The organism is Bacillus sp. LSHTCR4, assembly GCF_057197025.1.
The window spans coordinates 1,237,255-1,262,195 of the sequence record NZ_JBXUNO010000001.1 but is presented as its reverse complement, the minus strand read 5'-3'; the positions used below and the strand labels follow the sequence as shown (position 1 = coordinate 1,262,195).

The 24,941-nt window shown below is 33.8% G+C and carries 20 protein-coding genes and 2 pseudogenes; 3 read left to right on the top strand and 19 right to left on the bottom strand.

The window, feature by feature from the left end; genetic code table 11:
- Positions 1-188: 188 nt before the first annotated feature.
- Positions 189-731: a chromosome-anchoring protein RacA gene (gene racA, locus AC2CGR_RS06465; RefSeq protein WP_087967966.1), complete on the top strand. Its 543-nt coding sequence runs from the start codon at positions 189-191 to the stop codon at positions 729-731.
- 95 nt (positions 732-826) lie between these two features.
- On the opposite strand, the gene AC2CGR_RS06460 is transcribed toward racA, so the two are convergent.
- From AC2CGR_RS06460 to AC2CGR_RS06385, 16 genes and pseudogenes are all read right to left on the bottom strand, one after another.
- Complete coding sequence (locus AC2CGR_RS06460) at positions 827-1,423, bottom strand: hypothetical protein (RefSeq protein ID WP_000487807.1); 597 nt, start codon at positions 1,421-1,423, stop codon at positions 827-829.
- Between the two features lie 275 nt (positions 1,424-1,698).
- Complete coding sequence (locus AC2CGR_RS06455) at positions 1,699-3,549, bottom strand: hypothetical protein (protein WP_270185243.1); 1,851 nt, start codon at positions 3,547-3,549, stop codon at positions 1,699-1,701.
- The gene (locus tag AC2CGR_RS06450) at positions 3,539-5,359 is read right to left on the bottom strand and encodes an AAA family ATPase (protein WP_131102056.1); all 1,821 of its coding nucleotides are present in this window, start codon (positions 5,357-5,359) and stop codon (positions 3,539-3,541) included. Before AC2CGR_RS06450 ends, AC2CGR_RS06455 begins: the two co-directional genes overlap by 11 nt.
- 105 nt (positions 5,360-5,464) lie before the next feature.
- A complete protein-coding gene (locus AC2CGR_RS06445) occupies positions 5,465-5,725 on the bottom strand; it encodes a hypothetical protein (protein WP_029438147.1) in 261 nt (86 codons plus the stop codon).
- Between the two features lie 76 nt (positions 5,726-5,801).
- Complete coding sequence (gene arcD, locus AC2CGR_RS06440) at positions 5,802-7,229, bottom strand: arginine-ornithine antiporter (RefSeq protein ID WP_061686196.1); 1,428 nt, start codon at positions 7,227-7,229, stop codon at positions 5,802-5,804.
- Between the two features lie 213 nt (positions 7,230-7,442).
- Positions 7,443-8,954, bottom strand: coding sequence for an ABC transporter permease/substrate-binding protein (locus AC2CGR_RS06435; protein ID WP_087967958.1), 1,512 nt, complete (start codon positions 8,952-8,954; stop codon positions 7,443-7,445).
- 3 nt (positions 8,955-8,957) lie between these two features.
- On the bottom strand, positions 8,958-9,905 hold the full coding sequence (locus AC2CGR_RS06430; protein ID WP_087967956.1) for an ABC transporter ATP-binding protein: 948 nt from the start codon (positions 9,903-9,905) through the stop codon (positions 8,958-8,960).
- Between the two features lie 103 nt (positions 9,906-10,008).
- Positions 10,009-10,566, bottom strand: coding sequence for a YdcF family protein (locus AC2CGR_RS06425; protein WP_087967955.1), 558 nt, complete (start codon positions 10,564-10,566; stop codon positions 10,009-10,011).
- 63 nt (positions 10,567-10,629) lie between these two features.
- Entirely contained in the window at positions 10,630-11,859 is a 1,230-nt protein-coding gene (locus tag AC2CGR_RS06420) for an MFS transporter (protein ID WP_087967953.1), read from the bottom strand.
- Between the two features lies 1 nt (position 11,860).
- On the bottom strand, positions 11,861-12,397 hold the full coding sequence (locus AC2CGR_RS06415; RefSeq protein ID WP_000780355.1) for an NADPH-dependent FMN reductase: 537 nt from the start codon (positions 12,395-12,397) through the stop codon (positions 11,861-11,863).
- A 145-nt stretch (positions 12,398-12,542) separates the two neighbouring features.
- Positions 12,543-13,697 carry a CgeB family protein gene (locus tag AC2CGR_RS06410; protein WP_087967951.1) on the bottom strand — a complete coding sequence of 385 codons (1,155 nt, stop codon included), beginning with the start codon at positions 13,695-13,697 and terminating at the stop codon, positions 12,543-12,545.
- Between the two features lie 34 nt (positions 13,698-13,731).
- Entirely contained in the window at positions 13,732-14,952 is a 1,221-nt protein-coding gene (locus tag AC2CGR_RS06405) for a glycosyltransferase (RefSeq protein ID WP_087967949.1), read from the bottom strand.
- Between the two features lie 227 nt (positions 14,953-15,179).
- Positions 15,180-15,449: pseudogene (locus AC2CGR_RS06400) on the bottom strand (hypothetical protein); the annotation flags it as partial.
- A pseudogene (locus tag AC2CGR_RS06395) lies at positions 15,446-15,748 on the bottom strand (FGGY family carbohydrate kinase); the annotation flags it as partial. The pseudogenes AC2CGR_RS06395 and AC2CGR_RS06400, both read right to left, overlap by 4 nt.
- A gap of 587 nt (positions 15,749-16,335) precedes the next feature.
- On the bottom strand, positions 16,336-17,667 hold the full coding sequence (locus AC2CGR_RS06390; RefSeq protein WP_131102052.1) for an erythromycin esterase family protein: 1,332 nt from the start codon (positions 17,665-17,667) through the stop codon (positions 16,336-16,338).
- Positions 17,668-18,012: 345 nt separating this feature from the next.
- Positions 18,013-19,170 carry a serine hydrolase domain-containing protein gene (locus tag AC2CGR_RS06385; RefSeq protein ID WP_131102050.1) on the bottom strand — a complete coding sequence of 386 codons (1,158 nt, stop codon included), beginning with the start codon at positions 19,168-19,170 and terminating at the stop codon, positions 18,013-18,015.
- Positions 19,171-19,820: 650 nt separating this feature from the next.
- Here AC2CGR_RS06385 and AC2CGR_RS06380 point away from each other — a divergent pair.
- Positions 19,821-20,723 carry an ABC transporter permease subunit gene (locus AC2CGR_RS06380; RefSeq protein WP_484480670.1) on the top strand — a complete coding sequence of 301 codons (903 nt, stop codon included), beginning with the start codon at positions 19,821-19,823 and terminating at the stop codon, positions 20,721-20,723.
- On the top strand, positions 20,720-21,739 hold the full coding sequence (locus AC2CGR_RS06375) for an ABC transporter permease (RefSeq protein WP_131102048.1): 1,020 nt from the start codon (positions 20,720-20,722) through the stop codon (positions 21,737-21,739). Before AC2CGR_RS06380 ends, AC2CGR_RS06375 begins: the two co-directional genes overlap by 4 nt.
- Before the next feature lie 149 nt (positions 21,740-21,888).
- Here the strand turns inward: AC2CGR_RS06375 and adhP are convergent, their stop codons facing one another.
- From adhP to AC2CGR_RS06360, 3 genes are all read right to left on the bottom strand, one after another.
- Positions 21,889-22,926, bottom strand: coding sequence for an alcohol dehydrogenase AdhP (gene adhP / locus AC2CGR_RS06370; protein WP_000649112.1), 1,038 nt, complete (start codon positions 22,924-22,926; stop codon positions 21,889-21,891).
- Positions 22,927-23,227: 301 nt separating this feature from the next.
- Positions 23,228-24,082, bottom strand: a complete 855-nt coding sequence (locus AC2CGR_RS06365; RefSeq protein ID WP_087964174.1) for a MurR/RpiR family transcriptional regulator — start codon at positions 24,080-24,082, stop codon at positions 23,228-23,230.
- Between the two features lie 211 nt (positions 24,083-24,293).
- Complete coding sequence (locus AC2CGR_RS06360) at positions 24,294-24,929, bottom strand: response regulator (protein WP_484480669.1); 636 nt, start codon at positions 24,927-24,929, stop codon at positions 24,294-24,296.
- Positions 24,930-24,941 lie beyond the last annotated feature (12 nt).

Below are 24,941 nucleotides of genomic sequence, written 5' to 3'. Positions count from 1 at the left end.
AATTTATTTCCATCAGTCAAATGATTCTAAATTTTAAAATATTTTTTATATACACGGTATATTCTTTATAGCTTCTTTTCGTGAAAAAACACTTTCTTTGCCGATTCCACACTTCTTTTGTCATACCGGAAGGGAACTCCATTCATAAATCGAAATCATTCAACAGGATAAATATAGGAGGGATTATTTTGGAATATAAAACACCATTTATCGCAAAGAAATTAGGTGTTAGCCCAAAGGCTGTTGTCCGGATTGCACAACAATTAAATCTTACTATTGAAAAAAACAAATATGGTCACTTTATTTTTACACAAGATGATTTAGACCAAATGTTAGAATACCATCTTTCACAAATTGAGCAGTCCCAAAACAATCACCCTACTCAAAAAACATCATCAAATGATGTTGAAGAATTAAAAACTCAAGTAAATACAATTGTTCAAAACATATCATCACATGATTTTGAGCAATTAACCGCTCAATTAAACACAATTTCGAGAAGACTAGATCGAATGGAAGAACAAATGCAAGATAAGGCAAATGATGTTGTTACGTACCAACTTTTACAACATCGCCGTGAAATGGAGGAAATGTTAGAGCGAATTCAAAAACTAGAAGCTACCCTCAAGAAAGAAGAACCAATATATATTACTCCCGATACAAAACCAACATATGAACGTGAAAAGAAACCGAAGCGCCGTAAAATGATCTTTAGTATATTTGGATTATAATATTTAGACCCTTATTAAAATAATAAGGGTCTTTTTCATGAAGAATGATTTCATTTTAAAATCGTATTCTCTTTATTATACATATTCGTTTCGTTTTATTTGGTTAACATAATATTCTTACTGTATTCTGCGATTAATGCCTGTGCATGGCTATTCCCTTGAATCACATCTCGAAATTCTTTTAAAGAATACAAATGCGTAGCCCCTTTTCGGGCATGAATTCGTACTGGTACACCTTGTAAAGTATCATGAAATTGAAATGGCTTATCTATCGGTTCAATTGGAAAACCGAGTGTTAATAAATACATATACATTCTTTTTGTAACTGCCGCAATATACCATTCTGCTTTCGTTTCTAATGCATGCACAAATAAAATAGCTGTTAGTCTTTTGAAGTGTCCTCTCCCACGGGACGTTTTCGCGATACTTAACTTGCCGATTTCATATACATTTTGTAAATCTTTCACTAAATCATTTTTAGAAAACGGATAGAAAAACTCAGAATTCGATTGCTCTGGTACCGTATACTTCATACATTCTACTGTACCGATATGATGTTCATCTTCTATTAATAAAAATCGTGATGGATTTAAATTACGTTCTACGAACATTAAGTTTCTTTCTTCACAAAAATCTCCCCATAGTTGCTCGAACCAAAAATGTTCTTCCTTTGTTTGAACACGCTGGAACATATTTCCCCGCCTTTCCCATCGCCGCTCTGTTTTTGATAACGCTTTCACTATCTATCATATAAGAACAAATCTTCGTATGCAACTAAAAATATTTATGACTTATTATATTCTGCAAAATGAATTAAATTCCATCTTAATCGTCTTTTATCCCTCATGTACCGTTCGTCTCACAATATATTTCTATCACTTGCAAATTCATATCGTATGAAGCTGTCTCCCATACTGCATATAATTCTTCTTAATCTAAAAAAATCCTTTATAAAAAAGGATTTCTTTTACTTCTTCATGCTTTTTAACCACTTCTCAAAAATTTGTACCATTCCATGTTTTCCCGCTAATTTCTCCTCCCCTTGTTTCGTTTTATATGGATATAATTGTAAGAAAACACCACATCCAGACTCAATTTTTTTACCATGCATATGACTTCCTGGATATACACAAATGACTTCATAAATGGCCCTTCGATGAAAGACTCGCTTTCCATCCTGTTCTTCTACAAATTTTATAGACCAATACTTATACATTTGCTCAGTTGCTTTCGTATTCCCAACGTGCTGAAAAATATTGTACATTGGGCTATACTTCACTTCAATAATAATAGAAGATTGATATACGTATTTTTCTTCTTCCTTTACATAACAGTCTAAGCGAATATCTGGTTTCTTCGTGTCTTCTCCATTATAAAAATTACTCCCTTTACTTAATGCAATGAGAGGATGTGTTTCAATTAAATCATTAAATGCGACATGGACTTTCATATCATCTCGATGTAAAACTACTGTCGTGCCATCTTGTAATCCATCTACATAAAAATGTTCTTGTATTTGTTCACGAATGGAATTTCTAGCTTCAAAACCAATTTGCTCTAACATGGAAATAACGATAAAAAAAGCGTAATATTCATACACTAAAAAGGTTGGTTTATAAACAAATAATAAAGATGGAGATTGATCTGTATATTGTGGAAGTAAATCTAAATGCTGTAGTAATTGTTGGTGTGGTATCGGTAAATTATGTGAGTGCATCTTACCCGTTTCAGAAACTTCTCTCCAAAATGGAGTATGCATTAAAGTTTGAAAGTATTGTACACTATCATGTACAAAATGCGCTAAAATTTTATATTCTTGTATCTTCATAGAACTTTTTCGTAAATCCGCCTCTTTTAGTAAATGTATATTTTTATATTTTTGTTTCTCTCTATCGGTCACTGATCCATTACGCTCAATTGTTTGTATAATCGTTTTTACAGCTTGAAATTCTTCTGATTTTTTCTTTTTTGCTCTTTCTAATATTTCAATTGTTTGACGCAAAAAACTTTCAGCTTCAAGTAAATAAAGATAAAATTGCATCGCTTTAAATTTAAGAAATGCATTTTCCATACTACTTTTTTGTTCGATAAACTTGCGATTATAATATTTGGCATACGGTTTTTTTTCCGCCACTACCGCTCCTTTCCTCGTTGCTTTCCGCTCCTTTTCTTCCCATTTATATTCATGTATAAATGTTGAACTCGATTCTATTTTCTTAAAAATTTGCTTTATCTTTTTCATTTTTTGCGGCAACTTTCTAAGCAACACTAAATAAGAAGAATCTTCAATATCGCTAAGTGCAGAGAAAGTCTTTTTATAATAACCTCTATCTAAAATCAACTCATTTAAAATGGACTTCACATAGTTTTGAATCATTTCAAATTGATCATCAAAAAAATTTTTTGGAATGACTTGAAAAGCGCCATAATACGTTCGATCTTCTATATTCACCTCAAAGTGGTATAAACCACAACGCCATGGATAAAAGAATTCTGTTTTTCCATGTTCATATATTAATACCTTTTGTTTTTTTTCATTTATTTCATATTTTGTCTCTTTTATATTTTTCTGTCCCTCATATACTTTATTCCATATAAAAGTAATATTCATTGGATTTTCATAATGGCATTGCAATCTGATTGGTTTTAATTCTTGTACTTTATAAATACATTGAACTAATGCTGTAGTAGAGGTACAAAGACGATTTAATAAAATATATTCCCCTTTTGTTTCCGTTCCAATGATTAACTTTAATACAAAAGGGAGCGTTTCTTTCGTATCAACGATTTCTGTTTCATATCGCCCTTCATTTTGCATAACCATACAACTCCAGTTCTCTACGCTTTTCTCTTATATATGCTAAAGAGTGTTCAAATGTAGATACTCTGTTTGCAAGTGGAGATTGCAAAAGAGGTACTAATGTTGCTCCCCTTTTTACTTCCTCTGAAAGTAAAGACCCAACCATCATTTCAGTCCCTCTTATTTTCGTTAATACACGTTGCTTTATTTGCAAATCAAATCCTTCTTCTCTACTGATCATATAGGAATGATTATTTTGGAACGGTATATTTTGCAAGTAAGTAGCTATTGCATTTGCACATCGAAAAGAAATTCCCTTTGACGTATCGTGTGATGACAATACACCATGTAACTTATCTAATAGCTCTAACTCTTCTTCAGAAAACACCTCAATCATCGTTTTATTTCTGACCCAATTTATGCGGAATTCTCCTGCAGTTACTTTCAGAGGTGGTTGTAATACAACTTTCTCTTGCTCCATACACATCTCACAAAACGGAATCTTTCGTAAAGTTATGACATTCGTCCGATCTAATAATCGATCTGAGAGCTCCTTCGTTGTTTCATCAAAATTCACAGTACCAACAAACATAATATTTTCTCCAATTTCAATTGTTGGTGGAATGGGATTTTCTTTTTCTTGTACACCTTCATACAAATTTAAAATTCGGTTTTGCTTTTCAAGTTGAAGAACAGATAGAAATGGCGTAAACCAATGCTCAATATGTGACATATTCATTTCATCAAAAACGATTATATACAACTGATTTTGATTTTCTTTTGCCTTCATTAACGTCCTAACTAATTTTGTTTCACTTTCAATAAAAGTACCATTTGGGTGAAGGTAACCAAGTAAATCATGTGGTTCTTGATACGATGGTGAAATCGGAATCCAAACCAATTCTTCCCCATACTGTAATCCAAGTGCTTCTCCATACGCTTGCACAAAACGGGATTTTCCAGCGCCTGGTATCCCCCCCAGAATCGTCAACATATTTGTTTTTGCACTTATATGAAAGTTATAAATATCTGTTTCATCCAAATATAGCCCTTTATTACGTACAAAACTTTTCACATACTGTAAAAAGACGGATTCACGCTCATCCCATTCCCATTCATCCTTTTGCACTTTTATTTCCTCTACCTCTACAAGCTTACCTTCTTCAGTTATTCGTTTTTTTAATTGCTCATACACATGATTGCTTACAAAATATAATTGATCTTCTACCGCTATTTCTACATACTTCATCCAGTCATGAAATTCTATATACTTACATTCCCGCTGCTGTTCAAAATATGCGATTGAACTAATTGACGATGACTTTAAAGATATACTTCCATATAACCTTCCCTCGTGCCACAATAACTCAGGAGGCTCAAAGTCTTTCGGATATTTTGGCATTAGAAATGACAAATAACCATTACTAAGTTTTCTTTCTAAAGACTCTCCCTTTTTATAATCGGAAACTTTAGGTACTGGAATCATTTTATAACCGTTTGCTATTTCTCGCGGTTCTTCTGTACAAATTAACTCCACGTATATATGTCCTCTTTCATAATAAAGACGAAACATAACCAATTGCTTTTCTAGTTTTCTTTTTTTTAATTCCGAAAAGACTTTTTCATTCTTTTTATTGCTACATAAACCTTCAAATACATATGGTTCATTTTTTAATTGCTCTTGCAACGTGAATGGTATTGGCGATAGGCATTGTATAAAGAAATTCTCTCCACTCTTCTCACTCTCTGCTTTTGTAAACTTCCCAATAAATCTCATATAGTACATTCGTTTTATAAAACTTGGCTGAAGAGCTTTATGTAATTTCACCTTCGTCACCTTCTTTTTTCATACTATTCTTAGTGTATGAAAGAAACGCAAAACTAGAAACAAAAAACCTGACGTTATCCGCCAGGTTCAAAATAAAATCGTATATTAATGAGATGGAAATGCGTTTTTCTCTTGTAAAATGGCATTATGAGCAATTTTCATTTTAGCAAGTACATATCGTAAACGATCTTCAGCGTTTTCATCTTTATTTTGCTGTAATTCCGCCAAATTCTCTACAGCACTCGCTAAATTTTCAATCACTCCTCGCAGTTCAGGATGATGATTAAAAAAAGATTCTTGCACTAATACTTTCCTTACTTCACTCGCTAAATCAACAATTCTGTTCAACTGTTCTTTTTCTTCCATTTTCATCCCTCCTGAATATCTTATGTATTAAATATTCTATAGACAAAGAAAAAAGCCCTTTAAATGAAAAGGACTTTTACATTTTTATATTTCCAGTCAATAACATATAAAGAGATGTAACAGCTGCTACAACAATTGCCCACATTACATATCTCTCTATACCAGTAAAACAACGATTTCCTTTTTCTTTTCTTGCATACACATAAACAATGATTCCAATCCCGTATACGATTGAAACGAGCAATAAATTTTTCAAACCAGCTGCATAAATAAGCCATACAGAGTAAAGTGAAGCAATTAAAGCTAGCGAACCATTTTTTACTTTCGCATCTTTTAGTTCATTTGTAATGACTAATTTGAATTGGAATAACGCTGATAATAAATATGGTACTAAAATTGATGTTGACGCTATAAAATACATAATTTGATATGTTGACTCTGAAAACAGAACGATTATAAATATAACTTGGGCAACGCCATTTGAGATCCATAATGCCATATGCGGCGTTTGTTTTTTATTTGTTTTCGTAAAGACTTTCGGAAACACACCATCTTTTCCTGCTACGTGAGAAATTTCAGAAACAAGTAAAAACCAGCCTATTAATGTACCTACAAGTGAAGCAACTAACCCTATGTTAATCGCAACTGCCCCCCATGTCCCAACAACATGTTCTAATACATGTCCCATTGACGGAGTTTCTAAAACAGAAAGTTCTCCTCTTGTCATCGCTCCCATTGACAAGACAGAAATTAAAATATAAATAGACATTACTAAAATAAGTCCTAATACTGTCGCTTTACCGACATCTCGACTATTTTTTGCTCTTCCAGATAATACTACCGCTCCTTCAACCCCGATGAAAACCCAAAGAGTTACAAGCATTGTATTTTTCACTTGACCAAGTATAGAGGAAACTGAAATAGTTCCTTCTCCCCAAAAATCATGTGTAAATGTATCCCAACGAAACGCTGTTACCATTACAATAATAAATAATACAATTGGAACCAATTTCCCTATCGTTGCAATCACATTCATAATAGATGCTTCACGAATTCCAAATAAAATTAGAAAATGAAGTGTCCATAATAAAAGTGATGCTCCTACGATAGACGCAACACTATTTCCACCTTTAAAAATGGGGAAGAAATAACCTAATGTACTAAACAGTAACATGATTGTTGCAACATTTCCTAAAATTCCTGCTAACCAGTATCCCCAAGCGCTGTTAAATCCAATATATTCACCGAAACCAGCACGTGCATAACTATAAATTCCGCCCTCAAGCTCTGGTTTTTTTCTTGCTAACGTTTGATATACGAGTGCGAGTGGAATCATTCCCATCGCTGTAATACACCAGCCAATTATGATAGAGCCACTATTTGCTCCTACTGCTAAATCATGCGGTAAACTAAAAACACCGCCACCAACCATTGTTCCGACTACTAATGCAATTAATGGAAAAAACCCTAACTTCTTTTCTATTTGTACCACCCCATCTGTCATTCTAGGTGTTATGTTCGTTCAACTATTAAAGTCACCTTTTTCTCTAATAGACGCTTCTCTTATATTTTTTCAGGAAAACATTACTTATTCTAAAAGAAAATGAAGAAAAATGGAATACTTTTTTGAAAAAATGTATAAGTATGCACAAAAAAACCGTTCATTTTATAATGAACGGTCATTTCATACATATGAATTTGTATATTTTTTGTAAATTTAACGAAGTAAATTCTCTTTTTGTAAAAATTGTTTCGCTACTTCTTCACTACTTTTACCATTCACATTTACTTCATAATTCATTTTTCGCATTTCTTCATCTGTAATTTTTCCAGATAATTTATTTAATACTTTTTCAAGTTCAGGATATTTTTGTAATGTCTCTTTTCTTAATAACGGTGCACCTTGATATGGTGGGAATAACCCTTTATCATCTTTTAACACTTTAAGTCCGTACTGTTCCAATTCACTATCTGTTGAATATGCATCGATTACATTCACATCCCCTGATTGAATTGCACTGTAACGTAATTTCGGTTCCATCGTTTTCACATTTGAAAATTTATAGTTATATATTTTTTGCATTCCTTTATAACCGTCTTCACGATCAGCAAATTCTAATGTGAACCCTACTTTCGCATCCTGTGCAATATTTCCTAAATCAGAAATTGTACTTATATTCTTTTGATTTGCTATTTTTTTCGGCATAGCTAGTGCATATGTATTGTTATACTCCATTGGTTTCAACATAACCATACTATATTTCTTTTCCATTCCAACGCGAGCCTGCTCATATACTTCATCCCGATTTGTACTTTTTGGCTCTTCTTTCACGAATGTAGATAAAGCTGTTCCCGAAAACTCAGGGTATATATCTACTTCTCCTGATTTCAACGCTTCGAATACAAATGCTGTTTTTCCAAGACCTGGTTTTAATTGTACATGTAAATCGGTATCTTGTTCAATAAGCTGCTTATACATTTGAATTAAAATTTCAGGTTCTGATCCAAGTTTGCCCGCAATAACAATATCTTTCTTTTCTGTATTCCAAAGAAATGGAGAAGCAACCATTATACAAACAATACATATCGTCAATATAACACGCTTAGACGAACGTTTTGGACTCTCAAGCACCCGAAGTACTACATCAAAGAATAAAGCAAGTAACGCGGCTGGTACGGCCCCTAAAATGATAAGCGCATGATCATTCCGATCGATACCAAGTAATATGAGTTTACCAAGCCCACCAGCACCTATTAGAGCTGCTAATGTAGCCGTTCCAACAATTAATACCATTGCCGTACGAATACCGGCCATAATAATTGGTAACGCAAGAGGAAGCTCTACCTTCCACAGTCTTCTCCAGCTATTCATCCCCATAGCTTTCGCGGCTTCTATTAGAGATTCATCTAATTCCCGTATTCCTGTATATGTATTTCGTAAAATAGGTAATAGTGCATACACAACTAATGCGATAATCGCTGGAAGTTTTCCTATACCTACTAACGGGATTAATAGTCCGAGCAATGCAAGTGATGGCACTGTCTGCATTACTGCAGAAGTTCCTATTATAAATTCAGCCATTCGTTCTTTTCTTGTTAATAAGATGCCAAGCGGTACTGCAATAATTACTGCAAAAAATAATGAAATAAGCGATATTTGTAAATGCTCACTTAATGCAGTTAGTAATTCTATTTTTCGTTCTTGGAACGTTTGTATAAAATCAGTCACTGTTTAGCCTCTTTCCTTCATTTGTTCAACAATGTAATTGACAATATGACGGCTTGTTAAAGCTCCAACATATTGACCATCTACTTCAACTGGAACTACTTCGTCAGCTCGTACACGAACTAATGCATCTTGTAAAGAAGAATGTAATGATAGTGCTTCCCCTTCTACCCGCATACTTTTATCAAGTGGCAATACATCTTCTATACTTTTCCCCTCATACCAAGGTCGTCCACGATTTCCAATGAACTCTTCTACAAATTCATTTTTCGGATTATGTATAATTCCTTCTGGTGTATCTAATTGAACTACTTTTCCTTCTTTCATAATACAAATACGATCTCCAAGTGATAATGCTTCTTGCATATCATGTGTTACAAACACGATTGTTTTTTGAATCTTTTTTTGTAATTGTACAATATCCTTCTGAAGCTGTTCCCTACTTAATGGATCTAACGCACTAAATGGTTCATCCATAAGAACGATTTTCGGGTTTGCGGCTAATGCTCGCACGACACCGACACGTTGTTTTTGACCTCCTGACAATTCATCAGGCATACGATCCCGATATACATCTGGATCTAGCCCGACCATCTGTAGCAACTCATCGACACGAGCTTTTATTTTTTCTTTGCTCCACTTTCTCATTTCAGGAACAACTGCAATATTTTCAGCAATTGTCATATGCGGAAACAAAGCGATTTGCTGCAACACGTACCCTATATCCCAGCGTAATTCATTAATATTGTATTCTTGAATATCTTTTCCGTCGATTAAAATTGATCCTTCTGTCGTTTCAATTAATCGATTAATCATTTTCATTGTCGTTGTTTTCCCACAACCACTCGGACCAATAAGGACAAAAAATTCTCCCTTTTTAATTTCTAAATGCAATGAATCCACTGCTTTTGTGCCATCTTCATATGCTTTTGACACTTGATTAAACTGAATCACAAATACAACTCCTTTATCGTTGTTTCCTTTATTTTGATGGAATATGGAATTCATTTCAAATGATACGCATTATTCAACAAAAAAAAGAGCTCACATATGAGCTCTAACGGTCGAACAATATTGTTTTCATAATAGCAGCATATTCGCGAACATACATTTTTCTCTTAGTACGCATTGGTGTTTCGGCAGCTAGTGCCTCCATCTTCATGCCTAAACGCTTTGCAATTATTTTCGTTCGATATAAATGATACGTATTGCTTACAACTACTGCATGTTTCACATCATATAAATCTATACTAAACTTTATATTCTCATACGTATTTGTAGATTGGTCTTCTATTAAAATACGACTCTCATCTATACCGTGTACCATTAAATATTCTCTCATACTATGAGCTTCCGGTATATCTTCATCTTCTCCTTGACCACCTGAAACAATCACTTTCGCTTCAGGATGGGAAACTAAATATTGTAATGCTACATCCAAACGGTTCTGAAGAGATAAAGACGGTCTATCTCCAAATAACTTTGCACCTAATATAAGAACATACGGAGAGTGATGACTCAATTTTTCACGAGCAACTTTCTTCATTCGAAAGGTCATATAAAGAATGTTTAGTGGTGGTAATAATAAGATAATAAGCAAAATCCATTTGTTCATAAATAAGTTTATCCTCCCTTTCTTTTTATTATATAGAAAAAGAAAGGAAGGCAGAAGTGTTTTTTAAACGATCGATTTATTAGAAACACTCGCTTCGAATTTACGTTTTGAGATTACATAGTTTATAGCAATTCCTAACGAAAGGATCAATATGAAACTTAGTAAATAAAACGGTACCATGACACCTACTTTAGAAACACCAGCTGTAAACAACATTAACAATACAATTCGTATTCCTGTACCAATTAATCGAAATAAGCTGTCTACACGTCCCATTACTTCATTTGGAATTTCCTCCATCATCAATACATTTCTCGCCACTCTTGTACCCGCATTTCCAACTGCATGAAAAATTGCAAGTCCATATAAGAAAATTACGGAAGGTTCAATACTCATTGCGGTAATTGAAATTACATAAATGAACATCGTCATAACGATTGAAACTTCTGTTTTGACATATTTCATTATGAGTGGAATACAGATTCCTGCAACAACCGCTCCAACACCGTACATCATCCCCTCTATTGCGTATACAGAGGCATTGGCTTTAAGTATATCCGAAATATACACTGGTATTAAATAATTTGCCATCATAACACCTATAAACGGCATATAAGTGGCCAGTAAGAACCAAAAGAGCTTAGGACGTTTTTTCATAAAGTGAATTCCTTCAAACAATTGCTTCTTAAATGTTATTTTTCTTTTCACTTCTTTTTTCTTTACGTACGGTATACATAAGAAAAGAAAAAATGCTCCAGCAAAAGTTAACATGTCTACTAACAAAATCCACTTCAAAGATACAATTTCAATTAAGAAGCTCGCGGCCGCTCCAGAAATAACTTGTGTTAACTGTCCTTGTATTTCCATCGTTCCACTTAAACTTTTATAATGTTCTGCTTGAAATATCTCTTGGTTGAACGCAAATATTGTAGGATAAAATAATAAATAGTAGAATGATCCGGCTATATAAATAAGAATATAGTGAATAGAATGATAAGGTTGCCCAGCAAATCCCCATATAACCATTATTCCGATTACGGCTATTCCGATTCCTTCGTTACATAGCAATAAAGATTTTCTTGAAAAACGATCAATACTTTGCCCAATGAATGGTGTTAATAAAAACATAATGAGAGTTGCAATGATAGAAACATAACCAAATGTTGTCTCTCCTCCACTCTCTTTAATTAACAGCCAAGGAATCGTTATCATAACAATCCCGGAACCAATAGCAGATAGACTATTGGCTCCTAGAATGTAATACAAGCGAGAATCCTGATAAAGTGAGGACATATCACTCCACTCCTAGTTGTTTTTTCACCTCTTTATATACGCTCATATATGCTTTCAATTCTTTAACTACATCATGAATTAATGGTTTTGCATCTTCCCCAAGTTCACCATCTTGCACATGTAATCCATCAAGCACAACTTGTTTTGGAATTGCATTTGCATAAACACCTCTAGCGACCGTTCGCATGCTGTTTAATGCATTTATTCCACCTTTACCGCCACCAGCAACCGCTAATAACGCAACTGGTTTATGAATAAATTCACTACTACTTAAGTAATCTAAAGAGTTTTTCAGCGCACCGCTCATCGCATTATGATATTCTGGTGTACATAATACAACCCCATCCGCAGCTTTCACTAACGTTTTTAATTTTTTCACTGCCTCTAAATCACGTTGTGACTCTTCTCCATTGTATAAAGGTAACTCCTCAATTGCTAAATCATATAATTCCCCTTCAAATTGATCCGCAATATATTTTGCCACCACGCGAGTTCTACCAAATTTTCTTGGTGTACCGTTAATAACAACTAGTTTCATGATTATTTCTCCCCTTTGTTTTCAAGTTCTACTTATATATTATCAGAAATTTCTATACAAAACACAATATAAAGAGTTAACTTGTTTCATAAAATAGTATGATAAACAAAAAAAGAACTCATACTTTCGTATGAGTTTCGTACAATTACTTTGTTTCATCTCTCATGCTCAATGTACCTAAACTTTCATTTGCTTCAAAATGATTATATGCTTTTTCCGCTAATCTTTTCCGTTCTTCTGGTAATTCTATATATTTCATTACGTTTTCAATTATTTTTTCGTACGGAGTAAATACAATTCCTGGCCACTCTACCTCATCTTCTGGATTACTATTTTCGGAAATAATAAATTTCTTATTTGCGACTGCATAAGATACGCGAGGTGTTTCAAGAATTCCTGATAAGTAAAAATGAATATTTAATATAATTTTAGCTCTAGCAATCAATTCATTTCTAACAATTCCCCACGCATTATTTTTAAAAACTATATTTAAATTCGGGGCAATCGCTTTTAGATGATCCAAAATAGCTTGTCGCCTCGGATTAAGAGCACCTATAAACAGAATATCAATATCTTCAATAATCTCATCTTCAAACGCATCTTTTTTTATTTCCAAAGTTGGGGCATAGTTCATTTCTACATGTTTTATTTCTTTTCCTACCCCTTTTTGTTTAAGCCATTCTATATTTTGTTTACTATAATCCCAAATCACTCTATCTTTTAATAATATTAAATAAAGGGGGTGCGCATATGGACTTCCTTCGTATAGCTGTTCTAAATTATAAATAATTGCATCTTTCGGAAGAAGGTTCGGGTTATATGCGTATGTATGTGCTCCAAATACAACTGTATTCTTTACATTTTCCAGTATTGTTTCTGATATAATTACTGTATTTCCCTCCTGCTCCAACCGCCATTTTAAAGCTCGCGCAACATCTATGAAACTACCGTATGTCTTTGGGCATATAAAAAGACAATAATCATATTCTTTATTCAAATAAACTTCCATTAATCTTAAATTATTTTTATATAAATCTACATCTGGATGTTTAAGTACCAACTCATTTGCATGTTTTCTTGCTACTTTATATAATCCAGCATAATAAGCAGCGATGCATCTTCTTAATTCAATTCTTTCCCGATCCTCATCTAATACATCCATGTTTAAAAGAAGATTTGCGATACAATACGCTTTTAAATGATCACGATCATAATAATAGTCTAGTAGTGGCATCAATTCTTCATACGTATTTCCATGCACAGATTCCCCTAGTTCAATCGCCCATCGTATTAATTCCATGATTACTCCACTACTCCTTTAACCGAAAATGTATTTAATAAAATTTCGCATTATTCTCTACTATATTTGCTATATGAAATGGAATCTTTTCTTTTATCGATTCCAAATACTTTTGTGACACCGCCCCTAAATGTTTTTTATGCGGTATATAGAAAGCACTAATAGAAATTTCATAGTCAAATAAGTAATCATACACATGATAATCTACAAATAGAAGATCATCCTTTGGAAAAGGAATTTCCTTCCCTTGCAGAGCATACATCAAAGCAATATTGTTTTGAGATCGTAATCGATATAACCTTGCAAGTTGGTATAATGGTTCAGCCCGGGTTGGTCTATATTCCCACGCTTTTTGAAAATAAAAAACAGCTAATGCTAAATATTGCTCTTCTTGCCCTTTAACAGTTTCTTTTTCATTAGCATCTGTCACTTCATTTTGTTTATTTGCTGAACGATTTGCTAACTGCTCATAACAAAATCCTATTCGCAATAACGAATAGAATACCTCTTCAACCCATCCCCCTGCTTCCACTCGTTTTTTATACCATTTAATTGAATTCTCAAATTGACTTAAATGAAAATAAGTCTGAGCTAAATAAAATAAATATCTTATATGCAAATCTGGCGTTGTTTCTGGGTCGTTTATTCCTTGTAACAACAACCTCTCATCTCTTTCAAATTTATCAGCTTTGCTCCCGCCATCTCCGGGATCATTCACGACAAGAGTCTCTAACCGAGCTACCCTCGTATTGTAATTCACTTCAACTTTTGAACGATCTATATCCCAATACTCATGAGTAACACCGACAGATTTCCATGGTAAAGAAGCTTTCAAAAGACGTGTAAGCCAATATTTAATATGAACATCATATTGCAATGTAAGATAATGATCTTCCGTTAAGCTCGTTTTATCGAAATTCGGATCAACCTCTAAAATCATATCCGCATCTAATATTAATAAATAGTCTGCTTCTGGGTATGTTTTTTGCGCTAACGAAACAGCTAAGCTTCTGTTATAACCAAAGTTTTTAAACGGCTCATGATGAACCGTCCCAGGTATCTCATTTTCCTTACACCAATTTTCAATAATTTCAGGCGTATTATCCGTCGATCCAGTATCACAAATAGAAACAAAATCTACAATTGATTTTGTTGCATTTAAACATCTTTCCATAATTCTAGACTCATTTTTGACGATCATACAAAGACATAACTTTTTTTCTTCCCCTGCATTCTTCACTTGTTCATTTCCCATTTAACCACCTCATATTTTTTTAACACGCTCTCTACATATGTAACATCATTTCTTAGCTACACTGATGACATAATCATCCTTTTACTATTTATGAAAACTTCATTTTATTTATTCTTATTTTTATGTTGGGACATATTTCATGCCTTCCTTTATATTTGATACATCCAGTACAAAAAACGATGATTGATTGGTATTTTTAAATTTAATATTTCTTTTCAAAAACATCCTTATTTTTTCACAACTTCATGTCCACCGAACTGATTACGTAGTGCTGAAACTACTTTTCCATGGAATGTATCATCTTCCTGAGAACGATATCGCATAAATAATGACATAGCGATAACTGGTGCTGCAGCTTGCAGTTCAAGTGCAGTTTCAACAGTCCATTTTCCTTCTCCTGAAGAGTTCATTACACCTTTAATGCCATCTAGTTTCGGACCTTCTGCAAATGCTTTTTCAGTTAAGTCCATTAACCAACCACGGATAACGGATCCGTTCGTCTATAAATGTCATGCCCATTCATATGTTGTAATAAATCTTCCGCTTGTTTCGTACTACGATTATCTGCCCAAATAATAGAGCGCGTTAACGGCGCACCGTTTTTATCTACTGCAATTAATGCCTGCATAGCGGTACATATTACATCAGGATCTTGCTCAGCCCATCCGACGTTCGGTTGAATAATTGGGTAATCGATTGCATGTGATGCAATGACTTTTCCTTTTTCTGTGAACACAACCGTTTTTGTACTTGTGGTACCGATATCAATCCCGATTACTCTCCCCCTTGTTTCCATGCGAATCTTCCCTTCATTTCTAGCAAAATGCGATTTAGTAAACCGTTTACATGAATTAGTACATAAAATATTTTTTCATTTATCAAGTTATAAAAAGAAAATTTTTTTCATAACAAAAAAATAAATCCCCTCATTCCATTCCATTTACATACTATATATAGCTTTTCCGTTCGGTAAAGTTACATAATATCCGTTTCGAAACACACTCTTTTTCTAGTTTTTGAGTAACTTGTTCTTTAGCTTAATAAGTATGTGGTTTCTTGTATAAACTCAACATTTTTAGTAAGATCTCGTAAGGTGTTAGGGGATAAAAAGTTTTAAATTTCGTGAGCAAATTGTAGTAATAGATTAAATCAAAAAACGCCATCCTTTCCTATGATTCTATAGAAAGAATAGCGTATTTTTTCATTTTAGGTAGAATTTTATTTTGTTAACTTGATGATACTGTGCTTCTATCCCACATCGTCTCTAATTTAAAAACATTTATTCCATTTAATAATTCTTTAATGAAAATAACCTAACTGACATATTCAAACAACTCTATTGACACTTAACACTACACTTCATTAAGGTACATTATTCTAAATTTATTGATGTAGTTGAGATGGACTCACTTTTTGAATTTGAACAAGTATATCAAACGCTTTACCTAATGATATATCAACTGTTTTTGGTATATCCGGCCCTTCAGTAGTTACTCCAGCGAAAATTGGATGTTGTTCGTTCAACCAAGTTTTTGTCACGCCGTTTGCCTTACGTAAATCCATAAAAAATTGATCTTTTTTAACTTGTCCAAAGATGTAGTTATAACTGTTTGGATCATCCGATTTTAATATTCCATATGGGCCAAATTCACCATCGCTATTTTTGACATTGTATTGTCCTTCATAAACTGACGTTCCAATAGATACGTACCGTTTTCCATAATACTCTGCTAAATACTGCCCAGCTACTTTAGGGTATACAAAAGGAAGCATATTTGTTTTCGAAACGTGGCCATTATGCCCCCATACAATAGTTTTTCCTAAATGTTCTTCAGTCCACTTCGCATTTTCATACATTGCAATATCATGTTTCAAATATAAATCAGATGGTTTATCAGGAGGTGACGTTAACATTGTAGTAAACTGTTCAATAATACGAGCATTTTGTTTTATCCATGCGAACTCTTTAGATTTCCCATTTAAATAACTTTTATTTTCCTCTAATAAAGCACTAATTTGTTTAGCATCTGAAATATACTTTTCTTTTTCTTCTTTCGTAAGGCTTTCAAAAGTATTCATATCCTTTGTTACAGGAATAAGACCTTTTATCTTCTCTTCTATCCTCGGCACAAGTTTTGAATTGGTTCTTTTAATATATTCTATTATATTATTATAAACATTCTCGTTTACTGATTGAATGTCCATCCCGATGATACGCACTTTAGATTTATGTTTTGGATTAGCATTATATTGCCAAATCCAATCAAGTAAATCTAACATTTCTTTCGTCTTAAATACAGGTGATAGATGTTGGCTTGGATTTCCCTCACCAGTAAGAACATATCGATCAAGTTCTAAAGCTCTGTCCCACCCCTCTTCTAAAACTAGGTTGGTAAAGCCCTTTTCAGATACTAAATAATTCACAATACGGTTTTTCATCGTAAAAACTTCATGAGCCCCATGCGTAGCTTCACCTAAACCTACAATTGAAGCTGAACCTACCATATTCTTAAGTGGTTTTAAATCATTAAAAGGTGAATTTGGATTCGTTGTTTTTAAAGGCTTCGCGTGCATTTCTAACCATTCCGCTATTTGATTTTTATTGTAGGGAGCTGTAACAGAAACTACTGTTTTCGAGTCTGCATAAGTACTTCCTACAAAATTAGTCAGTATTATAGCAGAAACACCAAGTGCAGTAATCATTTTCTTTTTCATAAAACCCTCCTGAAATGCTTACTTAAAAAGATAGCGTTTTTTGTGCTTAATTACGAATATTAAAATTCCTTGAGTCGATAGCGATGTGTTGCTCTCAACACTCATCAATTTAAGAAGAAAGGATAAAAATGAACTGACATCTCAAAGTGACTACCTGTAGAGAAACAAAATTCTATTTAGGGGATACTCCAAAAAACTAGTTTGATGATGACGTGTCAGGACCTCATGCCTATCGACTTAAGAACTTGCTTTATTCAATTTTTTTAGAGTAAGGTGTTTTTGCACCAAAATGGTATATTTTAAACCATAAAATGATGACAAAACTTATCCATTTTTCCTTTTTGCCTACTTTCTAAATTCAGCAAGTAAAATACTTTTAAAAGGATCAGGATTACTAAAGTTAAAACTGTTCAAATTGACGGCCAACGTATGCTTACCTCCAAGTGTTCCACCAACAAAAGTGGAAAACCCTAGCACGCTACCTCTGTGTCCCCATACCGAGACACCGTTCGGAAGCTTAAATTCAACGATTCCGAGACCATATCCCGTTCCTTCTCTATCTGTAGGAACTGTAGTAAGCATTTGATTTAGCTGCTGTTCCTTCAGTAATTTACCACTGAGTAAGTAAGAGAAGAATTTATTTAAATCGTCAGCAGTAGAAATTATATCTCCATCCGAGCTACCTGGGTTAATATATGTAACGTCTTTTAGCTCACTTGCTCCGTCTAGTTGGAAATAGCCACGGGCATGCTTGGTGCCTGGGATCACGCTTGAATTACCAGGTAGGAATGTATTTGACAAATCAAGCGGTTCAATAATCCGATTTTCAACCTCTTCCGTATAGCTGTTGCCAGTTACTTTTTCAATAAGGATCCCCAGTAATACGTATCCTGTGTTTGAATAAGACCAACCCTTTCCCGGGGCAAAGTCTGGGGGAAGTGAAATCCCCATCTTTACAAATTCTTCAGCCGTATACGATTTTTTTATATCCGTAATATCAAAGTCTTTTGAATTCATATAGTCAGCAATACCACTTGTATGATTCAATATTTGCCGGATCGTAATCTGGTTACCATCATATCCGTTTCCTTGAATGACACCAGGCAACCATTTTTCAATGGAGTCATCTAGATTCAAACGGTTCTCTCCAGATAATTGCAGTAGCACTGTTGCAATGAACGTTTTCGTCACACTGCCAATACGAAAGCGAAAATCTGCTTTCATTGGTTTCTTAGTTCTCAGATCCGCTACCCCAGCGGTATAACTCCAAGTTTTACCACCATTAGAAATTTGAGCGAGTATTCCCGGGTATCCAAGTTGTAGTGTATCTCGCATTGCTTTCTTAACGGAAGTACGATCGCTTTGCGTACTTGTTTGTAAAGAACTAGATACATTTTGCGCCGGTTCGGCTTTTACAATTGAGGCTGGTGTTATGTATATCAGGGAACTTCCAGCTATTAAAAGTGCTAGACTTGCACATGTAATTTTACTGCGTGTTTTCATAAAGCATTCCTCTCTTCTATTTAAATTGTATTGATGGTGAATAGTTATGTCATATACTAACCACACAGCTATCAACTCTCCCAATGATAAAAGTCAACACTGAATTTGCAACCATCTATACACCAATTATTTCTACAAACAACTCTCTGACCTAATAAATGATTAAATCCCTCTTCTTCAGATGTCCGTTAATTTCTATAATTTCATCTTTTCTTCCATAGAGTTTTATTAATTCATTTGTTTTCATATAAATATATAGTAACTATCCCCCTCTCGTTCTTCTCTATATTTTGATCATACACATTGAAAATCTCTTTTTTCTTACTCCTTCCTTACAAATTCCTTACGTTCAAAACTACTTCTATATTTCGGTGGTTTTTTGTTTTAAGAAAACTTATTACTATTAACTTGGTAACAATGGAATAACACCAAATGCCAATCAACTGAAGAAAAGTAAATGCCTCTAAAATGGAAATACTACGCATTTTTCTTGATAGATATAGGGGCTCCTCGATATAACCTTATTTCCACATAAAAGTATATCAAGTATTTTAATTATAATTCCCAATTAATTTCTTATTTTTCAGAAAAATAAAACAACATAATGGATTTTATTGTATAATGTTGTAAAAAGATGTCGGAGGGATTTAATGTTAAATAAAATATCTCAATTCACAATTAAGCTTTCATCCATTCTTTTATCACTCTTACTATTATTAAATTTACCTTATTTATTTATCACTCAAAATGGATTTACCTTTCAACCAGTTCTTTTTTTTAATCAGATTGTTACAATGTTAAAGGATGTTTTATCCCCTGAATCATTAGTGGTTATAGGATCAGACCCGAAATTTGGTAATTTCAAAAAAACACCCTTATTCCCAACCGTTTTAGAACCTTACCTATATTCATTTACTGTATTATTTTTAGCCTTTTTACTTGCGCTCTTTCTATCATCTAGCATGGCATTTTTTTATTTTTTAGCAAAAGATTATATAAAAAAATGGATAAATCGAATTGTGTTCATATTAGAAGCTGTCCCAGATATGATGATGATGATCTGTTTGCAAATATTTTTCATATGGGTACTTAAGCAATTCGGGGAATCTCCTGTCACCATTATTTCGTTTAATGAAAACCGGGCTTATTTACTCCCTATTTTATCTTTAGCAGTCTTACCTACATTACAAATGTTTCGGATGATGGTGTTATACATAAAAGAAGAACATGGAAAAGATTATGTCGAAGTTGCCTATGGAAAAGGTCTTTCATCAAGTTATATACTATGCATTCACTTATTCAAAAATATATCTATCCACTTCTTCCACCATTTAAAAACGATTTTTGTTTTCTTACTTTCTAATCTATTCATTTTAGAATTTGTTTTTAATATGGATGGCATTATTCAATTTTTATTTAATAAGGCGTTTATTTCACCTCCCGCTGCATTTATCATACTGGTCATGATTATTTTACCGTTTTATACTATTTTTCAAATAATCTCATTCATGATGAATAGATGGCAAAAACACTTGAAAGGAGTAGCATTATGAAATCTATTTGGAAATCAAAACGATTTTTAATCGGCTTTACTTATCTATTCATACTTATTGCAGCTAGTTTTATTTATAGTTGGTTCTTTAAAGATAACATCCCAAAACCTCCTCAGTTACTTTACAATGACAATAACGAATTACTTGGGAAGGCCCCCTTTCCGCCATCGTTAATTCCGCCTTTTGGATCAGATCGTTTTGGAGAGTCTGTTTTCTTACAAATTATAGAAGGAGCAAAATTCACTATTTTATTAGCCGTGGCAATTAGCTTCTTTCGAATTTTATGCGGAACATGTATAGGAATTCTCTTAAGTTTATTTGCTCCAAAACTCAAGAGATTTTTCCAGGCGTGCTCAGAAGTTTTTTATTATATTCCAACTCTATTTATCGCATTCATACTCATCACGCCCGTTAATATTGTAATCACATCAAATGCTGATGGGTTAAATCCAAATATTTCATTTACGTTTTATCAAGTACTCGTACTTATTTTCGTCGCTCTGCCTACACTTTCTTTATATATATCCTCAGAGGTTGATGAATTTATGAAACGAGATTACATTTTAAGTGCACAATTATTGGGTGCTAGTCGTTTTCATATTATAAAAAAACACTTACGAGTCTTATTACTTGACCGCTTATTTGTATTATTTATGGAACATATCGTCCAAACACTTATACTCGTTATCCATTTAGCGTTGCTTAACATTGTAATTGGTGGGATACAAATGCGTGAACTGTATGATGGAGTGCTCAAACCTGTTTCTCTATCTAATGATTGGGCAGGCCTTATTGGCTTAAATCGTAATGAAATGAATCTTTCATGGTGGATCATTTTTTATACTCTCGCTTCATTCTTTATTACGATTCTATTTATTAAGCTTATGACACTCGGGATTCAAGATGCACTGAAAGCAAGAGATTCGCAAACTGTAGCAATTCAAACCGTCCCAGATCATAAAAAATTTGTTAAAAATAAAGATTCTTTTTCGTTTGTAAATAAAGTGAACCTTTAATCCTGTCTCATTAATCAAGTATGAATTGGCATTGATATTTATAGAATATAAAAAAATGATCCCTATTGCATACAGGGATCATCTTTTTATGCAGTCTAACTTTTTTACATGTACTTTGTTAGACTCATACTTTTTATATTTAAAGTGAATTATTTGCAATCACAATTATGCTGTTTAAAATCGATTACCATACGTCCTTGAATTCGACCTTGTTCCATTTCTTCGAATACATTTTGTACTTTATCTAGAGAACAAGTTTGAACAACAGGCACTACTTTTCCTTCTGCACCGAACATAAATGCCTCTTCTAGATCCTTACGAGTACCGACTAGAGAGCCAACCACTTCAATTCCATCTAGTACAAGTCGCGGAATGTTTAAATCCATAGTTTCTACTGGTAAACCTACTGCAACGACTTTACCACAAGCACGTACTGCATCAACTGCAGAGTTGAATGCTACTTTTGAAACAGCTGTTACTACAGCAGCATAAGCACCACCAAACTCATCTTGAACAATCTTATCAGCAGGACCTTGAGAAATTGGATTGATTGTCATATCAGCGCCAACCTCTTTTGCTAAGGCTAATTTATCGTCATTAATATCTACTGCAATTACCTTTGCACCAAATACATTTTTAGCATATTGAATAGCTAAGTTACCTAATCCACCGCAACCATAGATTACGATAGGTTGACCAGGTTTAATATTTGATACTTTTATAGCTTTATATGTAGTTACACCCGCACATGTGATTGATGATGCTTGAGCAGGATCTAATCCTTCTGGTACTTTCACCGCATAATCAGCTGTCACAATACATTGTTCAGCCATACCACCATCTACTGAATAACCAGCATTCTTAACTTCACGGCAAAATGTTTCCCTACCTGTTACGCAATATTCGCAACGCCCACAAGATTGGAACATCCATGCAATACTTACACGGTCTCCCACCTTTAGTGAAGTAACATCATCAGCAATCTTCGTCACAATACCTATACCCTCATGACCAAGAATACGGCCATCTGTATTTCCAAAATCATGATTCGCAACGTGTAAATCAGTATGACAAACCCCACAATATTCTACATCTACTAGTGCTTCACCTGAGTGTAACGGGCGTAATTCCTTTTCAATCACTTCAATGTTTGCTTTACTATTTTTATTAACTACTACTGCTTTCATATGTGATCTCCCCTTTAGTGTTTTAGAATTTTTCATGAGTTCATCTCATAACTTCTGTCTTCACTAGTTTGGCTAATCATTACGCCAAATGTAAGTGTCCAATCATCATAACATGACACTTCATAAACAATTTGTGAAATTATGAACAATATTTGAATTATTGCATAAGTTGGTTTTTATTTTATATTTTTAAAATATGAGAGTCTCTCACTGCCTAAAAGTAAGTCACATATTTCTACAAGAAAATAAATCAGTAAACTATTCGCCAATAAAAAAAAGCCCTTCATTTGAAGAGCTTTTCTTATATTCGCTTCATCGAAATCGTTTCACGTATACTTTGTAAATTTTTTAACGTTTCCTCTTGTCGTTGCAACGACAAACCTACATACAAAGTATCAATTAAACTTAACTGCGCTAATCGTGATGAACTTGCTTCTGTGCGGAATTCTGTCTCACGTGTTGAAGTATAGAGCGTTATATCAGCAAGTTGACTTAATGCCGATTTCTCATAGCTCGTAATCGCAATAATTTTAGCTCCTCTTGCTCTCGCTATTTCTAATGCTTCAAGTAACCCTTTATTGCTACCAGAATGAGAAATGCCGATAACAACTGAATTTTTCGAGAGCAAACCTGCTCCCATAATTTGAAAATGCGAATCCGTATGAGCGATACATGAAATACCCGTTCTCATAAACTTATGATATGCATCCATCGCAATAATACCAGAGCCACCATTTCCGTAAAACTCAATACGGCTTGCTTCTTGTAAGACGTTGACAGCTTGCTCTAATGCTGTATCATTTAACAAATGCAATGTATCTTGCAGTCCTGTAATATGCGAATGAAAAACTTTCTTAGCAACAGTTACCATACTATCTTCTACTGATACTTCTTCATGAATATTTTGCATCGGTGTATGTACAATTTCACGAGCTAATGTAATCTTTAAATCTTGAAATCCTTGCAAACCAAGGTGTTTACATAAGCGGAATATCGTAGCTTCAGAACTATTCGTAACTTCTGCTAATTCAGTAATAGATTTATGTACAACATCTTGCGGATGTTTCAAAATATGTTCGGCAATACTTCGTAATTTCGGTGACAAACCGTTTAACGAAGCCTGAATCTTTCCAATCCCACTTCTCGTTTCAGGCATAGCATATCTTCCCCTTCCATCGTAGCTTTATCCCGTAAAAAAACAATTGGTGTGGGCTAATAATCCGTGGGGATAGACCCTCCACGGATTAAAGTTTTACTTTATTGTACCTAATTATTGAAAGAAGAAAAACCTTTATTCAGCATTACTATAAATTTTTAATTGTTCCTATGTATTCTGTCATAATAAGTGACACAATTATTCATACTTATTATTTCTCGCCATGTTTCACTGCGTACAGTGCAGCTTGCGTACGATCATCTACTTCCAATTTAGCTAAAATATTTGAAACATGTGTTTTCACAGTTTGTTCTGTAATATGAAGCTCTGTTGCAATTTCCTTATTACTTCGCCCTTTCGCAATTTCACGAAGTACCTCTTGCTCTCTTTTTGTTAACATGGAAAAAGGATTTTCTTTTTCTTTCTTGACTGCTGACCGTCCTAATAGTGCTGGTGTTATTTTCGGATGAAAATTCGCATTTCCTTGGTGTACTGCAACGATAGAAGCTACAAGTTGTTCAGGTTGTACTTCTTTTAATTGATAGCCATCTGCTCCAGCTTCTAGTGCTGGTATAACATAATCTTGCTCTGAAAAACTACTTAATATAAGTATCTTTATTGTTTCATCATATTGTTTTATTCGTTTTGTTGCTTCAATACCATCCATCTTCGGCATTGATAGGTCCATTAACACTACATCTGGTCTTTCCGTTCGAACGAATGTGAATGCCTCTTCACCATTTCCTGCTTCCCCAACAATTTCAAATTCTTCTCTCGTTTTTAAAAAGAATACAAGTCCTCTTCGAACGATATGATGATCCTCAACTAGTAGTAATTTAATTTTCAACCTTCTTCTCCC

Coding starts and splice junctions, on each gene's coding strand:
- AC2CGR_RS06385 (WP_131102050.1), bottom strand. CDS start 19,170: ATGAAAACACGCAGTAAAATTACATGTGCAAGTCTAGCACTTTTAATA.
- AC2CGR_RS06375 (WP_131102048.1), top strand. CDS start 20,720: ATGAAATCTATTTGGAAATCAAAACGATTTTTAATCGGCTTTACTTAT.
- AC2CGR_RS06420 (WP_087967953.1), bottom strand. CDS start 11,859: ATGTCCTCACTTTATCAGGATTCTCGCTTGTATTACATTCTAGGAGCC.
- AC2CGR_RS06380 (WP_484480670.1), top strand. CDS start 19,821: ATGTTAAATAAAATATCTCAATTCACAATTAAGCTTTCATCCATTCTT.
- AC2CGR_RS06445 (WP_029438147.1), bottom strand. CDS start 5,725: ATGGAAGAAAAAGAACAGTTGAACAGAATTGTTGATTTAGCGAGTGAA.
- AC2CGR_RS06415 (WP_000780355.1), bottom strand. CDS start 12,397: ATGAAACTAGTTGTTATTAACGGTACACCAAGAAAATTTGGTAGAACT.
- AC2CGR_RS06425 (WP_087967955.1), bottom strand. CDS start 10,566: ATGAACAAATGGATTTTGCTTATTATCTTATTATTACCACCACTAAAC.
- arcD (WP_061686196.1), bottom strand. CDS start 7,229: ATGACAGATGGGGTGGTACAAATAGAAAAGAAGTTAGGGTTTTTTCCA.
- AC2CGR_RS06390 (WP_131102052.1), bottom strand. CDS start 17,667: ATGAAAAAGAAAATGATTACTGCACTTGGTGTTTCTGCTATAATACTG.
- AC2CGR_RS06410 (WP_087967951.1), bottom strand. CDS start 13,697: ATGGAATTAATACGATGGGCGATTGAACTAGGGGAATCTGTGCATGGA.
- AC2CGR_RS06405 (WP_087967949.1), bottom strand. CDS start 14,952: ATGGGAAATGAACAAGTGAAGAATGCAGGGGAAGAAAAAAAGTTATGT.
- AC2CGR_RS06365 (WP_087964174.1), bottom strand. CDS start 24,082: ATGCCTGAAACGAGAAGTGGGATTGGAAAGATTCAGGCTTCGTTAAAC.
- AC2CGR_RS06460 (WP_000487807.1), bottom strand. CDS start 1,423: ATGTTCCAGCGTGTTCAAACAAAGGAAGAACATTTTTGGTTCGAGCAA.
- AC2CGR_RS06455 (WP_270185243.1), bottom strand. CDS start 3,549: ATGCAAAATGAAGGGCGATATGAAACAGAAATCGTTGATACGAAAGAA.
- adhP (WP_000649112.1), bottom strand. CDS start 22,926: ATGAAAGCAGTAGTAGTTAATAAAAATAGTAAAGCAAACATTGAAGTG.